Origin of the sequence: Streptomyces sp. NPDC060028 (assembly GCF_042736725.1) — a bacterium.
Classification (GTDB): domain Bacteria; phylum Actinomycetota; class Actinomycetes; order Streptomycetales; family Streptomycetaceae; genus Streptomyces.
Genome location: NZ_JBHWVJ010000010.1, coordinates 89,234 through 110,570, shown reverse-complemented (window position 1 = coordinate 110,570; position 21,337 = coordinate 89,234). Strand labels below are relative to the sequence as shown.

At 70.5% G+C, this 21,337-nt stretch carries 19 protein-coding genes, 1 tRNA gene and 3 pseudogenes; 13 read left to right on the top strand and 10 right to left on the bottom strand.

Features of this window, described 5'->3' with window-relative positions; genetic code table 11:
- Positions 1–138: 138 nt before the first annotated feature.
- The 5 genes and pseudogenes from ACFWBF_RS08280 to ACFWBF_RS08260 all read left to right on the top strand — a co-directional run.
- Positions 139–309, top strand: a complete 171-nt coding sequence (locus tag ACFWBF_RS08280; RefSeq protein WP_385597054.1) for a hypothetical protein — start codon at positions 139–141, stop codon at positions 307–309.
- Between the two features lie 428 nt (positions 310–737).
- Positions 738–1,085: a hypothetical protein gene (locus ACFWBF_RS08275; protein WP_385597051.1), complete on the top strand. Its 348-nt coding sequence runs from the start codon at positions 738–740 to the stop codon at positions 1,083–1,085.
- Positions 1,085–1,795, top strand: coding sequence for a hypothetical protein (locus ACFWBF_RS08270; protein WP_385597048.1), 711 nt, complete (start codon positions 1,085–1,087; stop codon positions 1,793–1,795). Before ACFWBF_RS08275 ends, ACFWBF_RS08270 begins: the two co-directional genes overlap by 1 nt.
- A 35-nt stretch (positions 1,796–1,830) precedes the next feature.
- Positions 1,831–2,667, top strand: a complete 837-nt coding sequence (locus ACFWBF_RS08265; protein ID WP_385597045.1) for a transporter substrate-binding domain-containing protein — start codon at positions 1,831–1,833, stop codon at positions 2,665–2,667.
- A gap of 804 nt (positions 2,668–3,471) precedes the next feature.
- Positions 3,472–3,638: pseudogene (locus ACFWBF_RS08260) on the top strand (ISAzo13 family transposase); the annotation flags it as partial.
- A gap of 138 nt (positions 3,639–3,776) precedes the next feature.
- On the opposite strand, the gene ACFWBF_RS08255 reads toward ACFWBF_RS08260, so the two are convergent.
- The 3 genes and pseudogenes from ACFWBF_RS08255 to ACFWBF_RS08245 all read right to left on the bottom strand — a co-directional run.
- Positions 3,777–4,067, bottom strand: coding sequence for a chaplin (locus ACFWBF_RS08255; protein ID WP_385597042.1), 291 nt, complete (start codon positions 4,065–4,067; stop codon positions 3,777–3,779).
- Positions 4,068–4,630: 563 nt separating this feature from the next.
- Positions 4,631–5,076, bottom strand: a pseudogene (locus ACFWBF_RS08250) (transporter); the annotation flags it as partial.
- Between the two features lie 101 nt (positions 5,077–5,177).
- A pseudogene (locus ACFWBF_RS08245) lies at positions 5,178–5,297 on the bottom strand (FAD-binding oxidoreductase); the annotation flags it as partial.
- Between the two features lie 144 nt (positions 5,298–5,441).
- On the opposite strand from ACFWBF_RS08245, the gene ACFWBF_RS08240 reads away from it, so the two are divergent.
- A tRNA-Met gene (locus tag ACFWBF_RS08240) sits at positions 5,442–5,515 on the top strand.
- A gap of 139 nt (positions 5,516–5,654) precedes the next feature.
- Here the strand turns inward: ACFWBF_RS08240 and ACFWBF_RS08235 are convergent.
- Together ACFWBF_RS08235 and ACFWBF_RS08230 are read right to left on the bottom strand one after the other, a co-directional pair.
- Positions 5,655–6,590, bottom strand: coding sequence for a hypothetical protein (locus ACFWBF_RS08235; RefSeq protein WP_385597040.1), 936 nt, complete (start codon positions 6,588–6,590; stop codon positions 5,655–5,657).
- Positions 6,591–7,314: 724 nt separating this feature from the next.
- Positions 7,315–8,280 (bottom strand): pirin family protein, encoded by a 966-nt coding sequence (locus ACFWBF_RS08230; protein WP_385597037.1) that lies wholly within the window; start codon positions 8,278–8,280, stop codon positions 7,315–7,317.
- A gap of 106 nt (positions 8,281–8,386) precedes the next feature.
- On the opposite strand from ACFWBF_RS08230, the gene ACFWBF_RS08225 reads away from it, so the two are divergent.
- From ACFWBF_RS08225 to ACFWBF_RS08200, 6 genes are all read left to right on the top strand, one after another.
- Positions 8,387–8,776, top strand: a complete 390-nt coding sequence (locus tag ACFWBF_RS08225; protein ID WP_385597034.1) for a tetratricopeptide repeat protein — start codon at positions 8,387–8,389, stop codon at positions 8,774–8,776.
- A gap of 77 nt (positions 8,777–8,853) precedes the next feature.
- On the top strand, positions 8,854–10,050 hold the full coding sequence (locus tag ACFWBF_RS08220; RefSeq protein WP_385597110.1) for a methyltransferase: 1,197 nt from the start codon (positions 8,854–8,856) through the stop codon (positions 10,048–10,050).
- A gap of 102 nt (positions 10,051–10,152) precedes the next feature.
- Positions 10,153–10,899 (top strand): MerR family transcriptional regulator, encoded by a 747-nt coding sequence (locus tag ACFWBF_RS08215; RefSeq protein WP_385597031.1) that lies wholly within the window; start codon positions 10,153–10,155, stop codon positions 10,897–10,899.
- A 107-nt stretch (positions 10,900–11,006) separates the two neighbouring features.
- Positions 11,007–11,642, top strand: a complete 636-nt coding sequence (locus ACFWBF_RS08210) for a DUF6230 family protein (protein WP_385597028.1) — start codon at positions 11,007–11,009, stop codon at positions 11,640–11,642.
- Positions 11,633–12,109, top strand: a complete 477-nt coding sequence (locus tag ACFWBF_RS08205; RefSeq protein WP_385597025.1) for a DUF6114 domain-containing protein — start codon at positions 11,633–11,635, stop codon at positions 12,107–12,109. Before ACFWBF_RS08210 ends, ACFWBF_RS08205 begins: the two co-directional genes overlap by 10 nt.
- Positions 12,106–12,756 (top strand): hypothetical protein, encoded by a 651-nt coding sequence (locus ACFWBF_RS08200; RefSeq protein ID WP_385597022.1) that lies wholly within the window; start codon positions 12,106–12,108, stop codon positions 12,754–12,756. The genes ACFWBF_RS08205 and ACFWBF_RS08200 overlap by 4 nt, the downstream gene beginning before the upstream one ends.
- Before the next feature lie 90 nt (positions 12,757–12,846).
- Here the strand turns inward: ACFWBF_RS08200 and ACFWBF_RS08195 are convergent, their stop codons facing one another.
- Positions 12,847–15,603 (bottom strand): penicillin acylase family protein, encoded by a 2,757-nt coding sequence (locus ACFWBF_RS08195; RefSeq protein ID WP_385597019.1) that lies wholly within the window; start codon positions 15,601–15,603, stop codon positions 12,847–12,849.
- Positions 15,604–15,738: 135 nt separating this feature from the next.
- Between ACFWBF_RS08195 and ACFWBF_RS08190 the strand changes: the two genes are divergently transcribed.
- Positions 15,739–16,056: a DUF2087 domain-containing protein gene (locus ACFWBF_RS08190; protein WP_385597016.1), complete on the top strand. Its 318-nt coding sequence runs from the start codon at positions 15,739–15,741 to the stop codon at positions 16,054–16,056.
- Here ACFWBF_RS08190 and ACFWBF_RS08185 read toward each other — a convergent pair.
- From ACFWBF_RS08185 to ACFWBF_RS08170, 4 genes are all read right to left on the bottom strand, one after another.
- Positions 16,029–16,793: a metallophosphoesterase gene (locus tag ACFWBF_RS08185; RefSeq protein WP_385597013.1), complete on the bottom strand. Its 765-nt coding sequence runs from the start codon at positions 16,791–16,793 to the stop codon at positions 16,029–16,031. The genes ACFWBF_RS08190 and ACFWBF_RS08185 overlap by 28 nt on opposite strands.
- Positions 16,794–16,821: 28 nt before the next feature.
- On the bottom strand, positions 16,822–18,036 hold the full coding sequence (locus ACFWBF_RS08180; RefSeq protein ID WP_385597010.1) for a hypothetical protein: 1,215 nt from the start codon (positions 18,034–18,036) through the stop codon (positions 16,822–16,824).
- Positions 18,037–18,083: 47 nt separating this feature from the next.
- Positions 18,084–19,511, bottom strand: coding sequence for a dihydrolipoyl dehydrogenase family protein (locus ACFWBF_RS08175; protein ID WP_385597107.1), 1,428 nt, complete (start codon positions 19,509–19,511; stop codon positions 18,084–18,086).
- A 399-nt stretch (positions 19,512–19,910) separates the two neighbouring features.
- A complete protein-coding gene (locus ACFWBF_RS08170) occupies positions 19,911–21,122 on the bottom strand; it encodes a methyltransferase domain-containing protein (RefSeq protein ID WP_385597007.1) in 1,212 nt (403 codons plus the stop codon).
- Positions 21,123–21,337 lie beyond the last annotated feature (215 nt).

Here is a 21,337-nt window from a genome sequence, read left to right as displayed (position 1 = left end):
CTACGGCTGTGACCTGTACGAACGCGCCGAGCAATCCGGAGGCTCCGGACCCGGGAGAGGGCTCGTCCCTCTGGTGGCTTCATGAGGGCATTCGACGCTCGCCTGGCGCGAGCACGGCCCGAAGGGGATGGACACGCCATGGAATTCCTGGTCATCGGTGCGCTTGTCTCGCTGGCCACACTGCTGATTCTGGCAGTCGCAGCCGTCCGTATCATCCGCATCACCACACACGGGACAGATTCCGCGCACCGGGCGGACGTACTGTCCGCCGTGGCCACCGTCATGCGGGGCATCCGCGGCAAACGCTGATGTGGCCAGCGCGGATGGCCTGCCCCCCGGGCCCGACGGGCAGAACGGCCTCAAGGCCCGGACCTGGACAAGCCTCTTCCCCGGACAGAGGCTTCCCAATTCTTCTGTCTAGCCGCCGATGTGACTGGCGGCGGGGCTTGATGGAACGCTCCGTCGCAGATCATTGCCCGTAGAACGTTGGCTCGTCGGCGGGCGAGAGACTTCAGTGCCTGCTAGTGGTTCTTGCCTTCGCGGCGCTTGCATTCGTAGTAGGTCCGTGAGACGGGGCAGGATCTGCGGCTGGCCGGTGCGGACAGTAGAAGCCGGTGGTGACCGTGGTGTTCGTGCTGACCATGTTACTGGTGGGGTGCAGGGATTGTCGTTGTTGCCCGGACGGACAGCCCCGGGCTCGTACCATTGCGCCAACATGTAGCTCTGACTGGGAGTTGATGATGGCGGACGAGATTGTCGTGGCCGGCGCGACAGCGGCGATGAACGCGATCGCGGGCATCATGGGCCAGATGTCCTGGCCAGAGATCTCCGACCGAATCCGTGGAGTGCTGACCCGCAGGGGCCGGGCCGTCGCACCAGGCCTGGACGCGGTGCTGAGGGGTGGGGGCGACGATGCCCCGGACGACGAGGTTCTGGGACCGCTGTTGGAACGCCTGACCGCAGAGGACCTGACCGCCATCCGTGACGCCCTGGGACAGCCCGCGGCGCACACTGAGATCAACCAGTACGGCGGCAAGAACGCCGTGAACAGCGGACCTGGCACCCAGAACGTCACGTTTAATTGATGTCCCAGTTCTCCTCGCACGGCGATAACACCGCCGTCAACACCAGCACCGGCATTCAGAATGTGACGTACAACTGGTATAGCGGCCCCTGGATCCAGGTGGTTGCCATGATCGTTGTGGTCGTGGGGCTGGTGATCGGTATCAGCATGCTGCCGAAGGGGTCGGGCGCGCAGCGCACTTGGTACGTCGTCATACTGGCCGTCTGCGCCGTGCTGTGCGCGCTGTGCCTGTGGTCACTCTGCGGGCGCGGCACGCAGCCGCCCGGGTGGGTTGGCGCGCTGACCCTGGGCGTCGTTGCGTGCGCGACACTCTCGGCGCTCTGCTATCAGCAGCTGTCCGCGCACGGGGACCTGAGCGTTTCCGTGGTCGTCAACGGGGACGGCTCTCTGGCCGACAAGGCCGTGGTGACGGCGACCGTCGACGCTGCTGCGTCCCGTTCGCACCTGCGGCTGCGTGCCCAACTGCCAGACCACTACCCCACCGGAATGTGCGCGGTCGACTCGACGGTCACCGTCGCCCCGGTCGTGAACGGCACCGCACAGACCGGCGAGGCGATCCGCCTCAGGGACGGGGAGATGGGCTACATCGATCTGCACGGAACCCAGGGCGGGGTCCGGCTGCGGGCGGTGGTCGAGGCAGCGAAGGGCTGCCTGCTCGACCTCCGGTTCGTGGACGTGGCGCTGTACGACAAGGACGGGTGGTTGCTGTGAGACGTCACAAGTTCCCCGCGGCGCTGACCGGTTGCGTGCTGCTCGCCCTCACGGCCGTGTCCGGGTGTGGGTCGTCCTGGCCGGAGGGCGACGTACGCATCGGCGTGAAGGTGGACCAGCCGGGAACGGGCTACGCCGAGCAGGGTTACCCGCCGTACTCAGGCTTCGACATCAGGGTCAGCGAGAGGGCCGCGGAGGCCCTGGGCAAGAAGGCCGACTTCAAGAGCGTGGAGTCCGCAGTTCGGCAGGTCAGCCTCGACGGAGAGCATCCCGTCGACCTGGTCGTCGCCACGTACTCCATCAACAACGAGCGCCTGACCGGGAGCAATGGAGAGCCTGCCCATGACTTCGCAGGACCGTACGCGATCACGTTCCAGGGCTTCATGGTGAAGAAGGGCGGCCCGGCGGTCATGAGCCTGAGCGATCTCGATGGCGCGACCGTCTGTGTCTGGGCGGGCACGACCTCGGAGGCCACGATCAAGCGGGAGGCGCCGCACATGGTGCCTGTGCAGAAGCGCACGGCCACAGACTGTATAGACGAACTGAAGGCGGGCCGGGTACGCGCCGTCTCCACCGACCAGCTGATCCTCTACGGCTTCAGCCAGGTCCACAAAGACCTGGAGGTCGTCCCCGACGTGACCCTCAGCGACGCCCAGTACTACGGAATCGGCCTGCCCAAGGGGCACCGTGAAGCATGCGGCAAGCTCAGGGAGGCGCTGAAGGAATACGTCAGGTCCGCCGACTGGACCCGTGATTTCAAAGACCAGCTGCCGTCTGTCGCCACGGCCGAGCCCGGAAAATGGGAGACGGGCCACAAGCCGACCGAGACACAGATCGACAAATTCTCGTGTCGTGACAAGGTTGGGTCGTGACGGTGGGCGCCAAGACCCTCCCTGGGCCTCCGCGCCCGTCGTCGCGGCCACCGCTCTTGAGAGATCGGTTGGCCGCTGAAGGTCGGATCCCGGCTGATCGACTGGACGGCCCCCATCCCCGGCAACGGGGCAGGCCTGCGCTTCGACACCTGTGTCAAGCAGGGAAACGTCCTGCCGGCGTGGACCGGCTGGGGCGGCAACACAGCTGACAGCCCCGACTGGGCCATCCACTCCTTCCGCCGGTGGCGCGTCTTCAGTAGCTGCCGAGGTAGTGACGAGCGCACCCTCGACTCGCCGTTGCGAGCCAGCCCAACGGGTGATTACCTCGCCTCGTGGCGGCGGGTCTCGCCGCAACATGCCCGGGGGGGGTGTCACTGGGCCGGAGGGCGCCGGCAGATCGCTAATCACGGCAGGAGCGCCGGTCCGCTGGCAACGCTCTTCGTAACGTGATTGCCGAACTACGGGAAGGTCCTGGTCGTGGTCGACCAGCCCGCCTCGATCGGCGCCCTGCCGCTGGCCGTCGCCCGGGACGCGGGCTGCGGCCCCGGCGACCGGCTCGTTCTCTACACCGACGGCCTCGTCGAAACCCGCCACCACCCCATCGACGAACGCCTGAACACCCTCCTGCGCACCCTCGACGAACCACCCCGGCCTCTGGACGACACCTGCCAACGGCTCCTGCAAGCCCTGCGGCACCCCCGACGACCACGACGACGTCGCGATCCTCATCGCACAAGCCACACGCGTATTCCCCGAGCGGCAGGCCACCTGATCCGGAAAACCTGCGCTGGTTCGTCGCGGACCACGGCCTGCCACATGACGCCGGGTACCTCGAAGTGGAACAAGATCGAGCACCGGCTGCCGTGAAAGTCCACGCCGAACTCGACCCAGACACCTACGACACCGGCGCCAAGGTCACCGACAGCGACATCGACGCGCTGCCCATGTACCGGCACCGCTTCCACGGCGAGCCGCGGCGGCGGTCCGGCCTCCCCTCTGGGGGGGGAGGCCGGAGCGCTCAGGGCTTGTGCCCTGCGGCTGGTTCAGAGGATGGCGTGATCTGCAGGTTCCGACACTGTGGTGGCTGCTCGCAGGTCAGCCTTGGGTGCTCAGTGCTCGCCGTGGTGGTCGGCCTTGTGGTGGTCGGCCTTGTCGTTCCCGCTGTTGTTGATGCAGGTGTTGCCGAAGGCGGGGTTGAGGAGGCCGATGACGTTGACGGTGTTGCCGCAGACGTTGATCGGGACGTGGATGGGTACCTGCACGACATTGCCGGACAGGACGCCGGGGGAGCCGATGGCAGCGCCTTCGGCGGTGGCATCCGCGGCGGCCATGCCGGCGCTGCCGGCCAGGACAGCAGCGGCTGCGGCGGTAACGGCTACGGCCTTTGCGATACGCGACATCGAAATCTCCTAGAGGAGGGGGCCTGCCGCAGGGATTACGGCATCGGCTCCGTTCAACAGCACGAGCCCGTAACCGGTTACGGGGATTCGGCCGAAGCGGTGATCCTTCAGCCACTCCCCGACCCCGTCGGCAGGGCTTGTCATCCAGCCTCAGGGCCCTTCACACGATGTGCAGAGCTTACGGCGAGGACTGGAGCGGTTGACTGATGAGAAGAGGCGTCGACAAGGGCCGCACCCGACGAGCGCAGAGGGCTTGACACTCTTCCGCCGGTCATCAAAGCGCGTGCCTTGACAATGCACCGGATGCGGGGCGGGCCTCCGGAAGGGGAGACCACTCGATCGATGCTGGCGAGGAGCTCAGTCAGACGCGGGCGAAGGCAGCGGCCGAACCTAGCAGGAGCCCCCGGTCAGCCAAACCGGGGAATCGCTGGATCATTGATACTCCCCCGCCACCCCTGCCCGAACCATCGAAAGGCACCACCCCGCCGCACCCCCTTCAGGCGTCCCACGCACCACTCGCCCGGCGCGGTGCGGCTACGCCACCGCGTAACTCTGCCGAACTCTGCCGAACTCTGCCGAAAATACTCGGCCGCCCGCTCCAAGTCCCGCTCGGTCTGGAGCGTCAGCTCCAGGTCGCCGGTGCCGTGGTGGCCGAGCCCGGTCACGTCCCGCGCGAAGTCGGGCACCAGGTTGACCTTCGCCGGGTCCGCCTTCAAGTAGACCAGCAGCTTGGCCCTCTTCGGCGGGACCAGGCAGGCGTAGTTCTGCATCCGCCGCGGTAGCGGACCAGGTCGATGGCGTGTCGGTGCTCGCGGACGGCGTGGATGTCGTAGCCGGTGAAGTCGCCGGCCACGCAGATCAGCCTCGGTGCGCTCCAGAGCACCTGGGCCGCGGCGTGAACCCCGAGCCGGTCGCGGACCAGGTGCCGGAATGCGTCCCAGTGGTCGACCAGCCAGGCCATGTAGAACAGGCCCTGGTTGATGACGCCCGCGTCGGTGCCCCGCTTGTAGCCCGGACCGCCGGCTCCGACTCATCTGCGGCCCGTAGATGGGCCGATCCAGGTGGACGCTCTGGACAGTGCTGCGCGGTATCGGAGACGAGGCCGGAGATGAGGCGACGCAGGGGGTAGTCGCCGTACGTGGGCATGTCGATCAGCGGCACGGTGAATCGATGCCCGGCCGTGGACCCGGTCGGCAGTTCGGCCGGCTCACACGGCCGGAAGCCTGGCAGAGCGGGACGCCCGGTTGTCGGTGAACAGCCTGACTTCCCGCTGCGGGAGCGTCATGCATCACCACCACGGCGCAGCATGATGTCTGTGCAAGTCAGCGCTGGTCAGGGGCGGTCCTTGTAGTGCCGTAAGGTGGGGTTCACCGACGCGGGGTGGAGCAGCTCGGTAGCTCGCTGGGCTCATAACCCAGAGGTCGCAGGTTCAAATCCTGTCCCCGCTACTACCAAGCAGGGCCCGGATCCACAAAGATTCGGGCCCTGCTGCCGTATCCCGACATGCCTGGCATCGCGGCGAGCTTCCTGGACGCGACGTCCGAATCCTCGATCAGCTCGAAGGTGGCGGATGCAGACCGCCACACGTCAGCGCGTGGCAGCCACATCGCAGATGGACCAGCCTCGGGCTTCGAGCGCATCGACGTGAGGCGCCGCATGTTCCCGGAGGGTCGCAAAGGCAAGCAGGTGGGTGGGGCGGGTAGCGCCCACGAAGATCAGCTGCATGGCCTGCTTCACGGTTTCCGGCGCCCGGTTCAGATCGCCTTGGTCGGCCAGGAAGGCGATGGCCTCTTTCACGTCGTATCGCCTGCCGGTTCTCCCCAGGCAGTCCACGATGAGCGTTGCCGCATGCGTCTCGCCTTTGGCACTTTGGATGGTGCCGGCGATCGAGCTCAGGGGGGCCGCATTCCCGCGGAGAGCCAGCGCGCTCCCCTGTGAGGTGAAGACAGCTGCCTGGTCCAGCACCGACAGGTCACCTTGACGCACATCGGTGAGCGCAAGCAGCGTGCTGGTGCGCCGGTCAGTCAGCGACCTCCATGTCCTCTCTTCGCCCAGGGGGACAGTGAGCATGTCGAGCAGTAGGGCTCGGACCCGCCCACCGTCGGTTCCGGGATCTCGTTCCAGCCGACCGAGCGGAACCAAGGGGGTGTCGATGACCGGGCGGACGAGGGCTCGTACGGAATCTGTTCCGGGATGGGACAGACGAGACCCGCGTCCGGCGCGCAGTTCAGCCTCGGCATCACGCAGAGGTCGTAGATAGGTGGCCTTGAGGAGCTCCCTCGCCGTGCCATCCAGCGTCGGCCCCTTGCCGTCTGGACCGGTGCGCGTCGTGACGGAGATCCGGTTCGGCCGGAGCGGGTCCATGAGTTGAGCCTTGAGCGTGATGTACAGCGCGCTCTCACCACCTGGTTCGGTGGTCAGCAACTCCAAGAACTTCCCTTGCTCACCGGTACTGAGGTCTTTGAAGCAGCACGTGATCGTGAACGTGTCCGTGCGGCCGCCGGTATGAGCGCAGTACCGCATGCCGCACACGTTGCACGCCTCGAAGCGATACGCCGCCACCCTGGCTGGCGGGCCCGATACATCACAGCGCGCGGAGGGCCTATGACGCCGGCAGGTCCGCGACTGAGACGTAGCACCAGGAGGTCGACCAAGATCCGGACCATTCACGGACCAGCGCCCCGCCGTTCGGCGCCCCAGCTGCCGTCCTGGCTGGCCAATAGGTGCGTTTCGTGTCCCGCCGACAGACGAAGAATCTGTTGTCGACTGAAGTGCAGCCTCATCAGATCAGCGAGTAAGCATGGCAGCTGGTAGGGCGAGCTGTGCAAGGGCCGCACTCGGGCCTTCCCAACCAGTGCCCACCCCGGGGCTTGATCCATGGGGTGGGCACCCACTGGACACCCGGCGAGGCATGCGCCCCTTGCCGAGCGACACCGGCGGCTTCAAAACCGCCCTTTGTTGACTGTCCCCAGCAGCGGAAGAGTCCAGGACCAGACCCCTCGGCGTGACGTTCCTCTGACGGGCGACGCGCCCGGACCTTCTCTCCAGACATCTAACTACTCATCAGTAGAGTCAGCAAAGGGTCGGCATTCGTCCGACTGGACCTGACCACAGCCTGCTCTACATGAGACTCGACTTCAAGATCAAGAACCTCTCCAAAGAGCGCATCGACTCCCGCCAGGCGACTGGAAGCGGAACGAAATGACAGCCACTCCGTCCGGCTCACCCCTGGCGGCATCAGCACAGTTCAGCGCACCCTTCCCCTAGGCTTCAGGCGAGTTGGGGGAAGTTCTGGGGAAGGAATCGGAGGGCCGTCGTAGCCCTTCACCTCGCCGTAACGGCTGCCATTCATCCACTCTTCACGGAAGCCTGCGATATCCTCTTGGGACCGTCCGATCCAGTTCCAGAACATCACGATCTCCTCCTCGAACGGCTCGCCGCCCAGGAGCATCAGGCCCGCGTCCGAGGTTGCGCGCAGCGGGAGTTCGGTGCGGCCGCAGCCGAGGTAGAGCATCGAGCCCGGGAGGACCGGGACGCCGTCGACGTGGGCTTCGCCCGACATCGACAGGACCGCGTACTCGAAGTCCGGGTCGAGCGGGAGCCTGGTCTCGGTGCCCGCCGCGAGGGCGAGGTCCGCGCCGACGATGGGGCTGTACGCCGTCCCGGGCGAGGTGGCCGTGTCCAGGGTGCCCAGGATCACGGTGGCGGTCAGGCCGGGGGCCGTGACGTGCGGGAGTTCCGCGTGGTGCTGGAAGTGCGGTTCCACGTCACGGTGGGCGTCGGGCAGCGCGACCCACAGCTGCGCGCCGTGCAGGAAGCGGGCGTGCGGGCGCGGGCTCTCCTCGGAGTGGCTGATGCCCCGGCCGGATGTCATCAGGCCCAGCTCGCGGGGGCGGATGGTCTCCAGGCTGCCCACGCTGTCGCGGTGCAGGACCTCGCCCTCGTGCAGCCAGCTCACCGTCTGCAGCCCGGAGTGCGGGTGCGGGGCGACCTGCATGCCGGGCTCCGCGGCGATGTCGTCGGGGCCGTAGTGGTCGACGAAGCACCAGGCGCCCACCATGCGGCGGCCCAGGTTCGGCAGGAGTCGGCGGACTTCGGTGGATTCCCCCAGCTTGACCGTGCGCGGGCTGAGGAGTTCCCGTACGGGTTCGGCCACGACGAAACCGCGGCCGCCGCAGGCGGAGAGAGCGGGCTGGCGATCGAGATTGCTCATGCCGCCCAACTTAGTACCGCGGCCGCCGTCGCGGTCCGTGGAATGTTCAGCCGTCGGCACGTGTTGGAGGGCTCGGACGCACCACCTGAACGGCGGAAGGGACGCGATGACTGAGATGGACGCGATGGACGCGACGACCGCGACGACCGCGTCGGCGGCGTACCTCGAGCACGGCACGGCAGCCGAGCGCTGGGAGCGGGCCGGGCTCTTCTTCGACGCGAAGGAGTACGCGACGGCCGCCCGCGTCCTCGCGGCACTGGCCGGCGAGGCCCCCGAGCAGCTGGCGCCCCGGCTGCTGCTGGCCCGCGCCTACTACCACTCGGCCCAGCTCGCCCGCGCCGAGCACGAGCTGCGCGCCATCCTGGAGCGCTGGCCGGTGGAGGACTACGCACAGCTGATGCTCGGCCGCACGCTGCAGCGCCAGGGCCGGGCGGCCGAGGCGGCCCCGTACCTGCGGATCGCCGCCGCCATGGCCGGCGAGTTCCCCGAGGACTGAAGACGGGAGCGGGCGCCCCGGCCCCGCTCATGGGGCCGGGGCGCCCACTCGGTTAGCCTGGGGGCAATATGAACCGTCTGACCACGCCCTTCGGCTCCTACGAGCTCACCCGCTTCCCCCAGGACCCGCGCGACCGGCTCCGCGCCTGGGACGCCGCCGACGAGTACCTGCTGCACCATCTCGAATCCGGTACCGGCGATCGCGGCCCGGTGGACCTGGCCGACGCCGGGCAGATCACCGTGATCGGGGACCGCTGGGGGGCGCTGACGACGGCGCTTTCCGCGTACCGCCCGACGCAGATCACCGACTCCTCGCTGACCCGCTCCGCCACCGCCGCGAACCTGGACCGGGCCGGGATCGGCACCGCCAAGGACACGGTGACGCTGCTGACCACGCAGGACGCGCCGCCGGAGCGGATCGACGTCCTGCTGGTACGGGTGCCCAAGAGCCTGGCGCTGCTGGAGGACCAGCTCTACCGGGTGGCCCCGCACGTGCACGCGGGCACCGTCGTGGTGGGCACCGGCATGGTGAAGGAGATCCACACCTCCACCCTGCGGCTCTTCGAGAAGATCCTGGGCCCGACCAAGACCTCGCTCGCCGAGAAGAAGGCCCGGCTCATCTTCTGTACGCCCGGGACCCCCGGCGCCGTGCACCCCACGACCCCCGGGCCGTGGCCGGTGACGTACACGGTGGACCAGGAGGCGGGGTCGGGCTCGGGCCTGACCGTCGTCAACCACGCCGGCATCTTCTGCGCGGACCGCCTCGACGTCGGCACCCGCTTCTTCCTCCAGAACATCCCGACCAACACCGACGGGGCCCGGGTCGTGGACCTGGGATGCGGCAACGGCATCGTCGGCACGGCCGTCGCGGTGGCCGACCCGGACGCCGAGGTCGTCTTCACGGACGAGTCGTACCAGGCGGTGGCCTCGGCCGAGGCCACGTACCGCGCCAACATCCAAGGACGCCTGGACCGTGCGGAGTTCATCGTCGGCGACGGGGTCGCGATGCTGCCGCCGGGTTCGGTGGACCTGATCCTGTGCAACCCGCCCTTCCATTCCCACCAGGCGACGACCGACGCGACGGCGCTGCGGATGTTCGCGCAGTCGCGCAAGGCGCTGCGACCGGGCGGCGAGCTGTGGGTGGTCGCCAACCGTCACATGGGCTACCACACCCATCTGCAGCGCCTCTTCGGCAACAACGAAGTCGCCGCGAGCGAGCCCAAGTTCGTGGTCCTGCGCGCGGTCAAGCGGCGGGAGCAGCAGCGGGGGCAGTAGCGGTGGCGGCAGCGGGAGCCCCCCTGCGGAAGCGCCTCCCGCGGCAGCGCCCCGCGCGGCAGCGCCCCATGTGACCTGCCGGTAAGTCCTACACTCGGCCGGATGAGCAACATCAGTGGCAGCGGACCGGGGCGCTACCGCCGGGAGGACGTGGCCCGGGCGGCCGGGGTCAAGGTGCGCAACCTGCGCTACTACCAGGAGCGCGGGCTGCTGCCGCCGCCCCGCCGCGAGGGCCGGATCGCCTGGTACTCCGACGACCACCTGATCCGGCTCCGGCTGATCAGCGACCTGCTGGGGCGCGGCTACACCGTCAACGGCATCGCGGAACTGCTCGCCGCCTGGGAACAGGGCGGCGGCATCTCCCAACTCCTGGGTCTGGAACGGGAGATGACCCGCGACTGGGAGCACGAGGAGCCGGTCGCAATGACCCGGGCCGAGCTGCGCGAGCTGTTCGGCCCGACGGCGACCGCCGAGGACACCCGGCGGGCGGCCGAGCTGGGCTACGTAACGGTCGACGGGGACCGCGTCACCCACCGCAGCCGGCGCCTGCTGGAGGCGACGCTCACGCTGGTGCGGGCGGGGGTGCCGCTCGCGGAGATCCTGGACGCGGGGGACTTCGTACAGACGCAGGCGGCCGCGCTCGCGGACCGGTTCGTCGCGCTGTTCCGGATGCACGTGATCGGTGCGGAGGGGCTGGAGCGACTTTCGGCCGCACAGCTTCACCACATCACGGGGGCGGTGGCGGCGCTGCGCCCGGTGGCGGGTGAGGTCGTGGCCACGGAGTTCGCGCGGGCGATGGCGCGCCGGGTGGACGCGGAGGTCGCCGAACTGCTGCGTACGGAGCAGTAGGAGTCGGCCGAAAAGGTACGCTCGAGCAACCTTGCCAACCTCCATTGGCACTCTTACATTCAACTCGTCGGTAACAACGGTGCACAGCCGATTAAAGGGTTGATCTCGTGACAGATACCCCAAACCCGAACTTACCCGAGCCGTCCGGCGGCACGGGCCGCGTCCGCTGGCGCCGCTTCGCCGTACTGACGGTGCCCGCCGTCGCCGTGACCGCGGGTCTCGGCATCGCCCTCGCACAGGGCGCGCTCGCCGCCTCCTTCGCCGTGTCGGGCCAGCAGTTCAAGGTGTCGGCGAAGAGCCTTGAGGGCGAGGGCTTCGCCCAGTACGGCAGCGTGGACGTCAACGCCCGCGAGGAGCTCATCCCGGTGGCCGTCACCGCCATCCGGGAGGCCAAACTGCACAGCCTCTGCCAGTCGGTGGTCACCACGCTGCCGATCATCGGTGACATCTCGCTCAACCTCACCGCGGGGAACAAGAACCCCGTCGAGGCGAGCAACCTGTTCGTCGACGCGACGCAGCTCAGTGGCGACGCGGTCTTCACCAACATCGAGATCGGGCGCGACGCCTCCACCCTGGACAAGGGCCCGACGGAAGCGGTGGGCATGCAGGACCTGTTCGCCCAACAGGCGGACAGTGTCAGCATCACCGATCTCCGGCAGACGGCGTGGGCAACCAACGCCGGCACCTTCAAGCTCTCCGGGCTCAGCATGAACATAGCCAAGGGCAAGAAGGAATGCTTCTGAGCCGCTGGCGGCGGTGGCGGCGCAGCAGACCGTTCTGGGGCGGGCTCTTCGCGGTCCTCGCCGGGGCCGAGATCTGCGCCCTGCCGCTGGCGCCGCTGAAGGTCATGCTCCACCAGGGAGTGGCGGGGATCCCGTCCGTCCTGATGGGCATCGTCATGATCGTGCTCGGGCTCACCGCCTGGTTCTCTCCCCCGCAGCGCAGCCTGGCCGGCGTCCTGACCACGCTCATCGCCACCGCCGCGCTGGTCCTGTCGAACCTCGGCGGGTTCCTGATCGGCACGCTGCTCGGCATTCTCGGCGGCGGCCTGATGTTCGCCTGGCAGCCGTACGCCGCTTCGCGCGCCTCCGGCGTACGGGACCCGGAGAACCCGGAAGCGCTCCTCGCCGCCGCATCCGCCCCATCTGCCCCATCCGTCACACCCGCCTCCCCCACCCCGCACCACGATCCCCAAGGAGCACAGCCATGAGCCGTACGCGCACCGCGCTCGCCCTCGGGATGGCCGCGGCCGGAGCCCTGTCGCTGGCCTCGGTCTCCGCCACCGCGGCGCCGCTGCCGCTGGCCGGGCCGACCACCGTCACCCCGGCCGGGCACGCCTTCAATGCCACCCTCAGCGGGAAGGCCACGCTCAAGGCCGGATCGGTCACGGTGACCTGCTCGGTCTCCGTCTCGACCGGCACGGTGCCGGCCGCCCCGGGCAACCACAACGCGGCCGGGCCGGTCTCCTCGCCGATCTCGCCGCCGACGTTCAGCTCCTGCACCGCCAGCCTGCCGGGGGTGACCCCGACGGTCACCACCAGCGGCTCCTGGACGGTGTCGATGCAGAACGGCTCCCCGATCGCCGCCACCATGGGCGTGCCCGTCGGCGGGCTGGTGCTGAAGACGACCGGGCTGGCCACGTGTACCGTCACGGCCGCCCCCACGGCCCCGGCCGGCGTCAGCGGGAGCTGGACGAACGGCGCCCCGCCGAGCCTGACCTTCGCCAACGCCTCCGTGCCGGTCAAGGTCACCGGCGGCTTCGGCTGTCCGACGAGCGCGACCTCGTCCACCTTCAACGCCGTGTACAAGGTCACCGACACCACCGATCCGGCGCAGCAGATCACCGTCGGCCCCTGAGCCCCTCCCCCGTACGACGCACGACGAGGCCCGCCGGCCCCGGAGCGATCCGGGGCCGGCGGGCCCTTTCGTACGCGGTGCCCGGCGCCCTCAGCGGTGCGCCGCGAACTCCACCACCTGCTGGTAGGTGGGCCGGTTCTGCCAGTTGATCTGCGGGTGTGCCAGCCCGCCGACCGGACGCTGGACGATCGAGTCGGCGCACCACTGGTTGCCGGCCGCGCAGGTCCCGTCGGCCGGGTAGACGGCCGCGGGGGTGGCGGCGGCGGCCTGCTTCAGCGTGGCGGCCATGGCGTCGCGGCACGCGGAGAGCGAGCCGCCGCCGCAGTAGACCTGGGACGGCGGGTCGGCCACCGGGCGGCCGAGCACCATGCGCAGGTCCTCGTCGGCGTAGCTCCACCAGCCGTACTGGAAAGCCGAGCCGGCATGCGAACCGGTGGGTCCGTGGCCCGCGTTGGGCGCCTCGTCGATGCTGAGGGAGGCGCGCAGGGCGTCGTAGAGCGGCGCCCCGAGGCCCGGCTTGAACTCCGCCTCGATCAGGAGCGGCCACCAGGCGTCCATGATCCGGATGGCGTCCGCGTGGGCATACGCCTTCGAGCCCTGTGCGGTCTCCTTGCGCTTGGCGCCGGCGGCCTGCCACGCGGCGAGCTTGTCGATCGCGGCGGTCACCGCCGGGTCGGTGCCGGGGGCGCTGCGCAGCACCGCGAGCAGTTCGGGCAGCAGGTTCTCGGCGCGCAGGTCGGTGACGGCCGCGTCCGCCATGGCCTGGGTGAGGGAGGCGCGGGTGACCCCGCCCGCCGCGACGAGGGGCTTCACCCGCTTGTCGATGAGGTCGCCGCGGTGGACGGCGCCCATCCCGAAGCCGGCCGCGCCGTAGCCCTTGGCCTGTTTGTTGTTCCAACTGATGTAGTAGTCCTGCCCGATGGACTGCGGATGCTCGGCGGGCGGGGTGTAGGCGGCGGTGTTCGCGGCGGGGTCGAAGCCCTGCCATTCGTACTGCTGCCTGGCCCGCACCGGCAGCGCGGGGTCGACGCCGGCCGCGCGGACGGGGTTCAACCCGCTGTTGTAGTAGGCCGCTTCGCGCGCATCGGCGTAGAACCAGTTGAAGGCGTAGCCGATGTGCTCGGCGGCCTGCTGGAAGGTGCGGGCGTCCTTGACGTACGACGGGTCGTTCAGCATCTGGAAGCCGATGATCGAGTCGGCCTCGTGGCGGTAGGTGGAGCGCAGCGCGGTGTAGGCGACGGGCTTGCCGGCGACGGTGGCGCGGTGGGTGACGACGCCGTAGTTCGTGCGCCAGACCTGCATCCGGTAGGAGCCGTCCGGGGTGGAGTCGGCGACGGAGGACTTCCAGGCGTTGGTGTGCTCCAGCTTCTCCATGGGGGTGCACGTCCCGCGGTACACGTACGAGGTGCTCGCCTTGGTCGGGGCGCCCCCGCCCGGCTCGCACAGCTCCACGGCGAAGGTGTCGGTGATGTCCTGCCCGGCGGAGGTGGCGCTCCAGGCGTAGTCCTGGCCCCGGCCGAGCTGCACGTACATGCTCACGCCGGCGAAGGACGCGCCGCGGGCGCTGATGCCGGGGCCCTGGAGCTCCTGGAGCATGAGCAGTTGGGGCGCGAGGTAGCCGGTCTGCGGGCCGAACACGGCGACCGGGTGGCCGCTCGCGGTCTTCGCGCCGGAGACGAGCAGGGCGTTGGACATGCTCTGCTTCATCGGCTTCGGCGGGTTGGCGGCGGCCGCGGTGGCGGCCGCGCCGGTACGGTCGTACACGAGCTGTTCCGCGGTGACCGATCCGGCGTCGGGCAGCGCCGTGCCCTGCGGGTCCGCGGGTTTCTGGGCGTACGGGAAGCTCGTGCCGTCATGGACGGTGAGGACCGCCTCGGGGTCCTCGCGCTCGCGGAAGGACTCCCAGACGCGGGTGCCCTCCTCCAGCCCGTACCTCTGCTGCGCGGAGAGCAGGGAGAGCGCGGCCTGCACCTCGCCGCCTCCGCCGCCGCCGAACAGGCCGCCGACGACGGAGGCCAGCGCGATCAGGTCGGTGAGCTTGAAGGGCTGGATCTCACCGGCGTTGGTGATGGAGTTGACGTGGCCGGTGAGGACGTACTCGCCGGGGAAGTAGCGGCCGTCCTTGGACTGGGTGCGGTAGGTGTTGATGCCGTCGATGTAGGCCTGCGCGTCCTCCATCGCGAGGCGCCCGCGCTCGCCCTCGGTGGTGCGGATCCGGTCCACCTGGGCCTGGAGGTCGGCCTCGGTGTACGGGGCCTGCGGCCAGAACTGCTGCTCCAGGCCCTGGTTGGCGAGGGCGCCGCCGGCGAAGGGGGTCAGGTCGCCGCGGCCGACGTGGCGGAAGAGGTCCATCTGCCAGAGGCGGTCCTGGGCGGCGGCGTAGCCGGCGCCGAAGGAAGTGCCGTAGCGGGTGGTGCCCTTGATGTGCGGGACGCCGGTCTTCTTGTCCCGGGTGATGGTCACGTCGGCGCGGGGGCTGGTGGTGGACTCGACCTGGTCGGCGGCGACGCCGAAGGAGGCGTTGTTGAAGAAGTCGTTGACCTTGGCGTCGGTGAGGCCGGGGTATCCCGCCACCAGGGAGTCGTAGCGGGCCAGTTGGTCGGAGGCGTGGCCCGGCATCGTGCCGAAGGCCTTGTGCAGGAGGATCTGCGCCAGGGTGGCGTTGCCGTTCTGGCCGGGCGGCAGGATGTCGCTGCACTGATTGCCGCAGTAGTCGGCGACGGGAAGCGGCACCGGGGTGTCGCCCGCTGCCGCGGACGCGGGTGCGAGGGGGGAGAGCAGGGCGGCGCCGAGGGCAACCAGGGCGGTGGCCACGGCTGTTCTCAGGCGGGCGGTGGGACGTCGCATACGTGCTCCTCCGTGGGGGGCAGGAACCGGTCACGGGGAGGGTACTGGCGGGACTACCGCTCAGTAAGATGAACGACCGTCACTTTTCCAAAATTCCGTTGCCTCCGGAGGGGTCGGCGGGTGAAGCTCGCGGGCATGTCACAGAGCACCGACCACCAACAGCCGTCCGAGGCCCGCGACCGCGCCGCCGCCGCACGGGGCGTCTCCGATCTGTTCTCCGGCGGCCGCCTCACCGCGATCCCGCGCAAGGCCGCCCGGCGCGAGCAGTTGCTCGACCACCTCACGCAGACCCTCTTCGCGACCGACCGGGACTACACGGAGCCCGAGGTGAACGACGCCCTGCGCACGGTGCACGAGGACTGCTCGGCGCTGCGCCGGTATCTGATCACCTCGGGCCACCTCACCCGCACCCGCGACGGCCGCAGCTACCGGCGGTCGACCACCACCCGGTAGTGCGTCGTCAGCCGCCCGTCCCCGCCGAGGACGTGGAAGGCGACGACCGGCGGCTCGTCGAGGTGGACGTACTCGTCGGCGCCCGTCGCGGCCTCCCAGGGCAGCCGGCACGTGGACACCACTCCCGGCGCCACGAGCAGCGGCCGCCCGGCGAAGGTGGTCGCGGCGCCGGTGTGGGCGTGCCCGCACAGGAACGCGGTCAGGTGCGGGTGCCGCGCGGCCAGCGCCGCCAGCCGCTCCTCGCCGAACTGCCGGATCCCGTCGACGTACGGAATGTGCAGCGCGACCGGCGGGTGGTGGAAGGCCACCAGTACCGGCACGTCGTGCGGGGTCTCCTCCAGCACCGCCTCCAGCCAGGCCAGCGTGGAGTCCTCCAGGAAACCCCGGTGTTCGCCGGGCACGGAGGAGTCGCACGCCGCGAGCACGAAGCCGTCCCCCCGCAGCACCTGGTTGACGGCGGCCGCGGGTGCGTCCGCCTCGCCCAACAGGCCCTGCCGGAAGGCCGCGCGGTCGTCGTGGTTGCCGGGGCACAGGACCGCGGGGTGGCGGGAGTCGAGCGCCTTGCGGGCTTCCTCGTACTCGGCCGCGGTCCCGTGGTCGGTTATGTCCCCGCTGACGAGCACCGCGTCGAGGTCGTACGGGAGTCCGTCCAGGTACGCCATCACGGCGCGGGTACGCCCGGCGGCCCGGCTCCCGCCGTCGAGGTGGGTGTCACTGAGGTGGGCGATCACGATCACGGGTGGTGGCTCCTTCGTCGGACTGTCCCTAGTCCTGCCAGTAGAACAGCAGCGTGTGGACGTCCAACGGGTCGCGCCTGCCGAAGTAGTACACCCCGAGGCCGGTGACCCGGATCGCGCCGACGGCCTGGTCGATCCAGCGGAAGCCGGCCGATTCGAGGGCGCGGCGGACGGCCGGATCGTCGTCGTCATCGGTGGCGAACCGTCCGAGCGTGCTGATGAACACCTCGCCGCCGCTCTCGCCGTAGCCGATCACGTCGTACGTACCGCCCCCCTGGCGGTGGGCGTCCCCGCAGGAGACCGGCGGCTTCGGCGCGAGCCCCGCGGCGGTGAGCGCGGTCACGGCCCGGCGCAGCCGTTCGGCCGGCTCGGGCGCGGACGGCGGCTCGGTGCACAGGGCCTCCATCCGCCACCGCGGGTCGCTCCGCTCCGCGCACTCGTGCCCGTACTCGTGGACGATCGCCGCGCGCATCTCCTCGTCCAGGCCGGCCACCTCGGTGCGGGGCCGCCCCAGCGCCTCGTACACCCTGCGGGTCTCGGCGATGTCATCGGTCAGACGGTGCAGCGCGTACGCGGCCCACAGCTTCGCCTCCTGCGTCGGCGCCTCGCCGAGGTAACCGCGCAGCCGCTCCCGGTCGGTCAGCAGCGTCTGCGCGAGGTACGCCACGCCCCGGTCGGGGTCGGCGAGCGCGCCCGTCACGTCCTCGCCTGCGCGGTGCCGCATCCGGACGCCGAAGGCGCGGTCCTCGGGCCGGGCCCCGCCGAGTTCGGCCAGCACCGCGTCGAGCCCGTACCGGGCGGCCAGTTCGTCCAGCCCCGCCTCGCCGATCGCCCGCCGGTGGCGCCACGGGCTGAAGGCGAGCGTCGCCAAGGCACCCGCCGCCGTACGGTCGCCGAGCGCGCCGCGCGCCCTGAGGACCGCCTCGGGCATGCCGTACGCGCTCTCCTGGAGCCTCTCCTCGTCCCGCAGCCAGGGGAGCAGCTCAGGCCGGTCCGCGAGGAGTTCCAGCAGGGCGATGCGCACCGAGCCCGCGTCACCGGTGTCCTGGAGGCAGGCGACCAGCTCGGCCACGCGCTGCTGCGGCACCCGCCCGGCCAACGCCTGCGCGCAGGCCTTGCGGCGCCACCACGGCTGCGCCGCGTCGGCCGCGCAACTCGCCACGGCGTCCGCGTCGTACCCGCGCAGGGCCGCGGTGTCGGCCCGCCCGGCTTCGGGGCTCAGCGTCTCGATCGTCTTCGGCATTCGGGGATGTTACTCGGCGGCGGCGGGTCGGCTCCGCTCCATTTTCCTCAACCGCGGTACGCCTCCAGGAGCCTGAGCCAGACCTCGCTGATCGTCGGGAAAGCCGGAACCGCGTGCCAGAGCCGCTCGATCGGCACCTCCGCCGCGACCGCGATGGTGGCCGCGTGCAGGAGTTCGGCGGCGCCCGGGCCGACGAAGGTGGCGCCGAGGAGGACCTCCCGGTCCAGGTCCACGACCATGCGGGCCCGGCCGCGGTAGCCGTCGGCGTACAGGCCCGCGCCCGAGACCTTCCCGAGGTCGTGGTCGACGGCGCGGACCCGGTGGCCGGCCCGCTCGGCCTCCGCGAGGGTCAGTCCCACGGCCGCGGCCTCCGGGTCGGTGAACACCGCCTGCGGGAGGGCCAGCGCATCGGCCGTCGCCGCGTGCGCGCCCCAGCGCCTGGTGTCGACGCCCGCGCCCGCCGCCCGGGCGGCGATGGCGGCGCCCGCGATCCGGGCCTGGTACTTGCCCTGGTGGGTGAGCAGTGCCCGGTGGTTGACGTCACCGACCGCGTAGAGCCAGTCGTGTCCGGGGACCCGGCAGCCGTCGTCCACCGCGATCCAGTCGCCGGGGGTCAGCCCGACCGTTTCCAGCCCGATGTCCTCGGTCCGCGGCGAGCGGCCCGTGGCCATCAGCAGTTCGTCGCCCTCCAGAGTCTCGCCGCCGGCCAGCACCACCGTGACCGGGCCGGTCGACCCGTCCCGTACGACCGCCTCGACCTCGACCCCGGTACGCACCACCGCGCCGGCCTCGCGCAGCGCCTCGGCGACCAGCTCCCCGGCGAAGGGCTCCATGCGCGGCAGCAGCCGGGAGCCCCGTACCAGCACGGTGACCTCGGAGCCCAGGGCCTGCCAGGCGGTGGCCATCTCGGCGGCCACGACCGAACCGCCGACGATCAGCAGCCGGCCCGGCGCCGCCTGCGCGGAGGTGGCCTCGCGGCTGGTCCACGGCCGGGCCTCCGCGATGCCGGGCAGCCCGGGGACCACGGCCCGGGTGCCGGTGGCGACGACGACGGCGTGCCGGGCGGAGAGTACGTGGTGCTCCCCCTCGGGGCTGGTGACGGCGACCTTCCGGACGCCGTACAGCCGGCCGTGGCCGCGGTAGACGTGCGCGCCGATGGAGTCCAGCCAGTCGATCTGGCCGTCGTCCTTCCAGCTGCCGGTCCAGTAGTCGCGGTGCGCGAACACCGCCGCCGCGTCCAGCGGGCCCCCGACGGCGCCGGCGAGGCCGGGCACCCGGCGCGCGTCGGCCCTGGCCAGGGCGGGGCGCAGCAGCGCCTTGCTCGGCACGCAGGCCCAGTACGAGCACTCACCGCCGACGAGCTCGCTCTCGACCAGGGCCGTACTCAGGCCCGCGGCGCGGGTCCGGTCCACGATGTTCTCGCCGGCCGGACCCCCGCCGAGCACCACTACGTCGTACTCCACCGCTTCCGACATAGACACCTTCCAAGGGTTCCACAGGGTCCACCAGGACCCGCAGGAATCCCGGTCAGGGGCTCATATCCCGTCACCTTACGTGTGGTCTGTGAGACGCGCGTGAGATGACTGCGGCCCCGGCGTGGTGACGCCATCACCCGCCGGGGCCTTGATCCAGACGTCGAGCGCCCCCGGCACCCCATGCGGGACAGCCTGCGCACCGCGCTCGCCCTCACCTTCGCCACCCGCCGCCACGGCTACGGCACCGACCGCGCAACGGTGGTGTACGCAGCTTCGTGCCTCCGCTGACGCGCTCGCCGAGTTGGCCGACCAGTTCGCGGACTACTACCCGCGCGCCACCGGCTGACCGCAGGCCCGGCCCGCACCCCGTGACCTCATCGTGCTGCTCCCTGGTGACTGTCAGGCCCCTACGAGGCGGCTGGGATCATCGAGCCACACCCGCTGGCCGGCGGCGTCGATCGAGACGCCGTAGCGGGTGATGTGGGGGCGGCCCTGTTCCTCGTACCAGGTGTACGCCGCGGTGACCTCGGCCCACAGGTCGCGGGGTCCCCACGAGCGGACTGCGTCCTCTTCCCACCAGTCGCCGTAACGGACGATCGTGGCCGACGTGCCGGCCTCGTCGACGAACTGAACCTGCCGGCCGTCGCCCTCCCCGCGGTGCGAGTACGAGACGTCCGGGACCTGGAGGCCGATGGCGAAGTCCTGGAGGTGGCCGCCGCTCAGGACCTGCGCCGGATCGATCGGTGAGCCCCGTCCGGTCGACTCCTGCGGGGTGTGGAGCTCGACCGCCGGCCGCTCGCTGCGGATCCACATGTACGCGGACTCGCCAACGAACCGGCCCCCGGCCTTGCCATCTTGGACGCGGAGCCTGAGCAGTCCGGCGTTGCTGTACGCGGTCCCGAACGGCGTCAGGATCAGCCCTCCCCGGCACTGCTGCACCCACGCGTACGGCACCCGGCGAACTGCGGCCGTGCTGATGACCCGGTCGAACGGCGCCCGGTCCCGGACCCCCTTCAGCCCGTCGCCGCACGCAAGCGTCGGGGCGTACCCGGCCGCCTTCAGGTTGACAGCGCCCCACTCGGCAATGTCCGGGTCGAGCTCCACGGCCGTGACGCGCTTCGACGTCACCCGCTCGCACAGCAACGCCGTGTGGTAGCCGGAGCCGTAGCCGATCTCCAGCACGCGGTGCCCGGGCTGAAGGTCCAGGTGATGCAGCTTGCGCATCACGATGTCCAGCGCGGACACCGACGAGGTGAAGTCACCTGCGCCCGGACCGGGTTCCGTGTCCCCGTCGTCGAGCTGCGTGATCACCGACTGGTTCGGCTGCCACACCGCACGGCGCCAGGCCTCGGGGTCCTCGTCCCGCTCCACGAAGGTCCACAAGCCCTCCTCGTCCCGGACCGGCAGCCAGATCGCCAGAGGGACAAAAGCCTCCCGGTCAACCGCGTCGAAGGCCTTCGCCAGCCACGGCTCGCGCAGGAGCGCCGCGGTCTCCAGGGCCTCGCGGCAGATCTCCCGGTTCACTTCTTGCCCGGCGGCGGGGGCGGCGGCGTCGAAGGCGTCGAGGGCCGGCTCCCGTCGGGGCTCGACGGCTGGGAGGGAGGCGTCCACGGCCTGTCTTGCGGCTGTCCGGCGTGCTTGCCATCGCTCATCGCGGTCTCCTATCGCTTCAGTGAATCGTGCAGGGTGCCCGCCCCGGGCGGGGCGGGAGTCAGTGGGGTCAGCCAGGATCACGGCGTACGGGTCCTGGCGTGCTCGCTCACCGGCCGCTTGACCTGATCGGCTTGCATGCCGGGTCGCCGGGCCAGTGGGAGTACTGGTCCGGC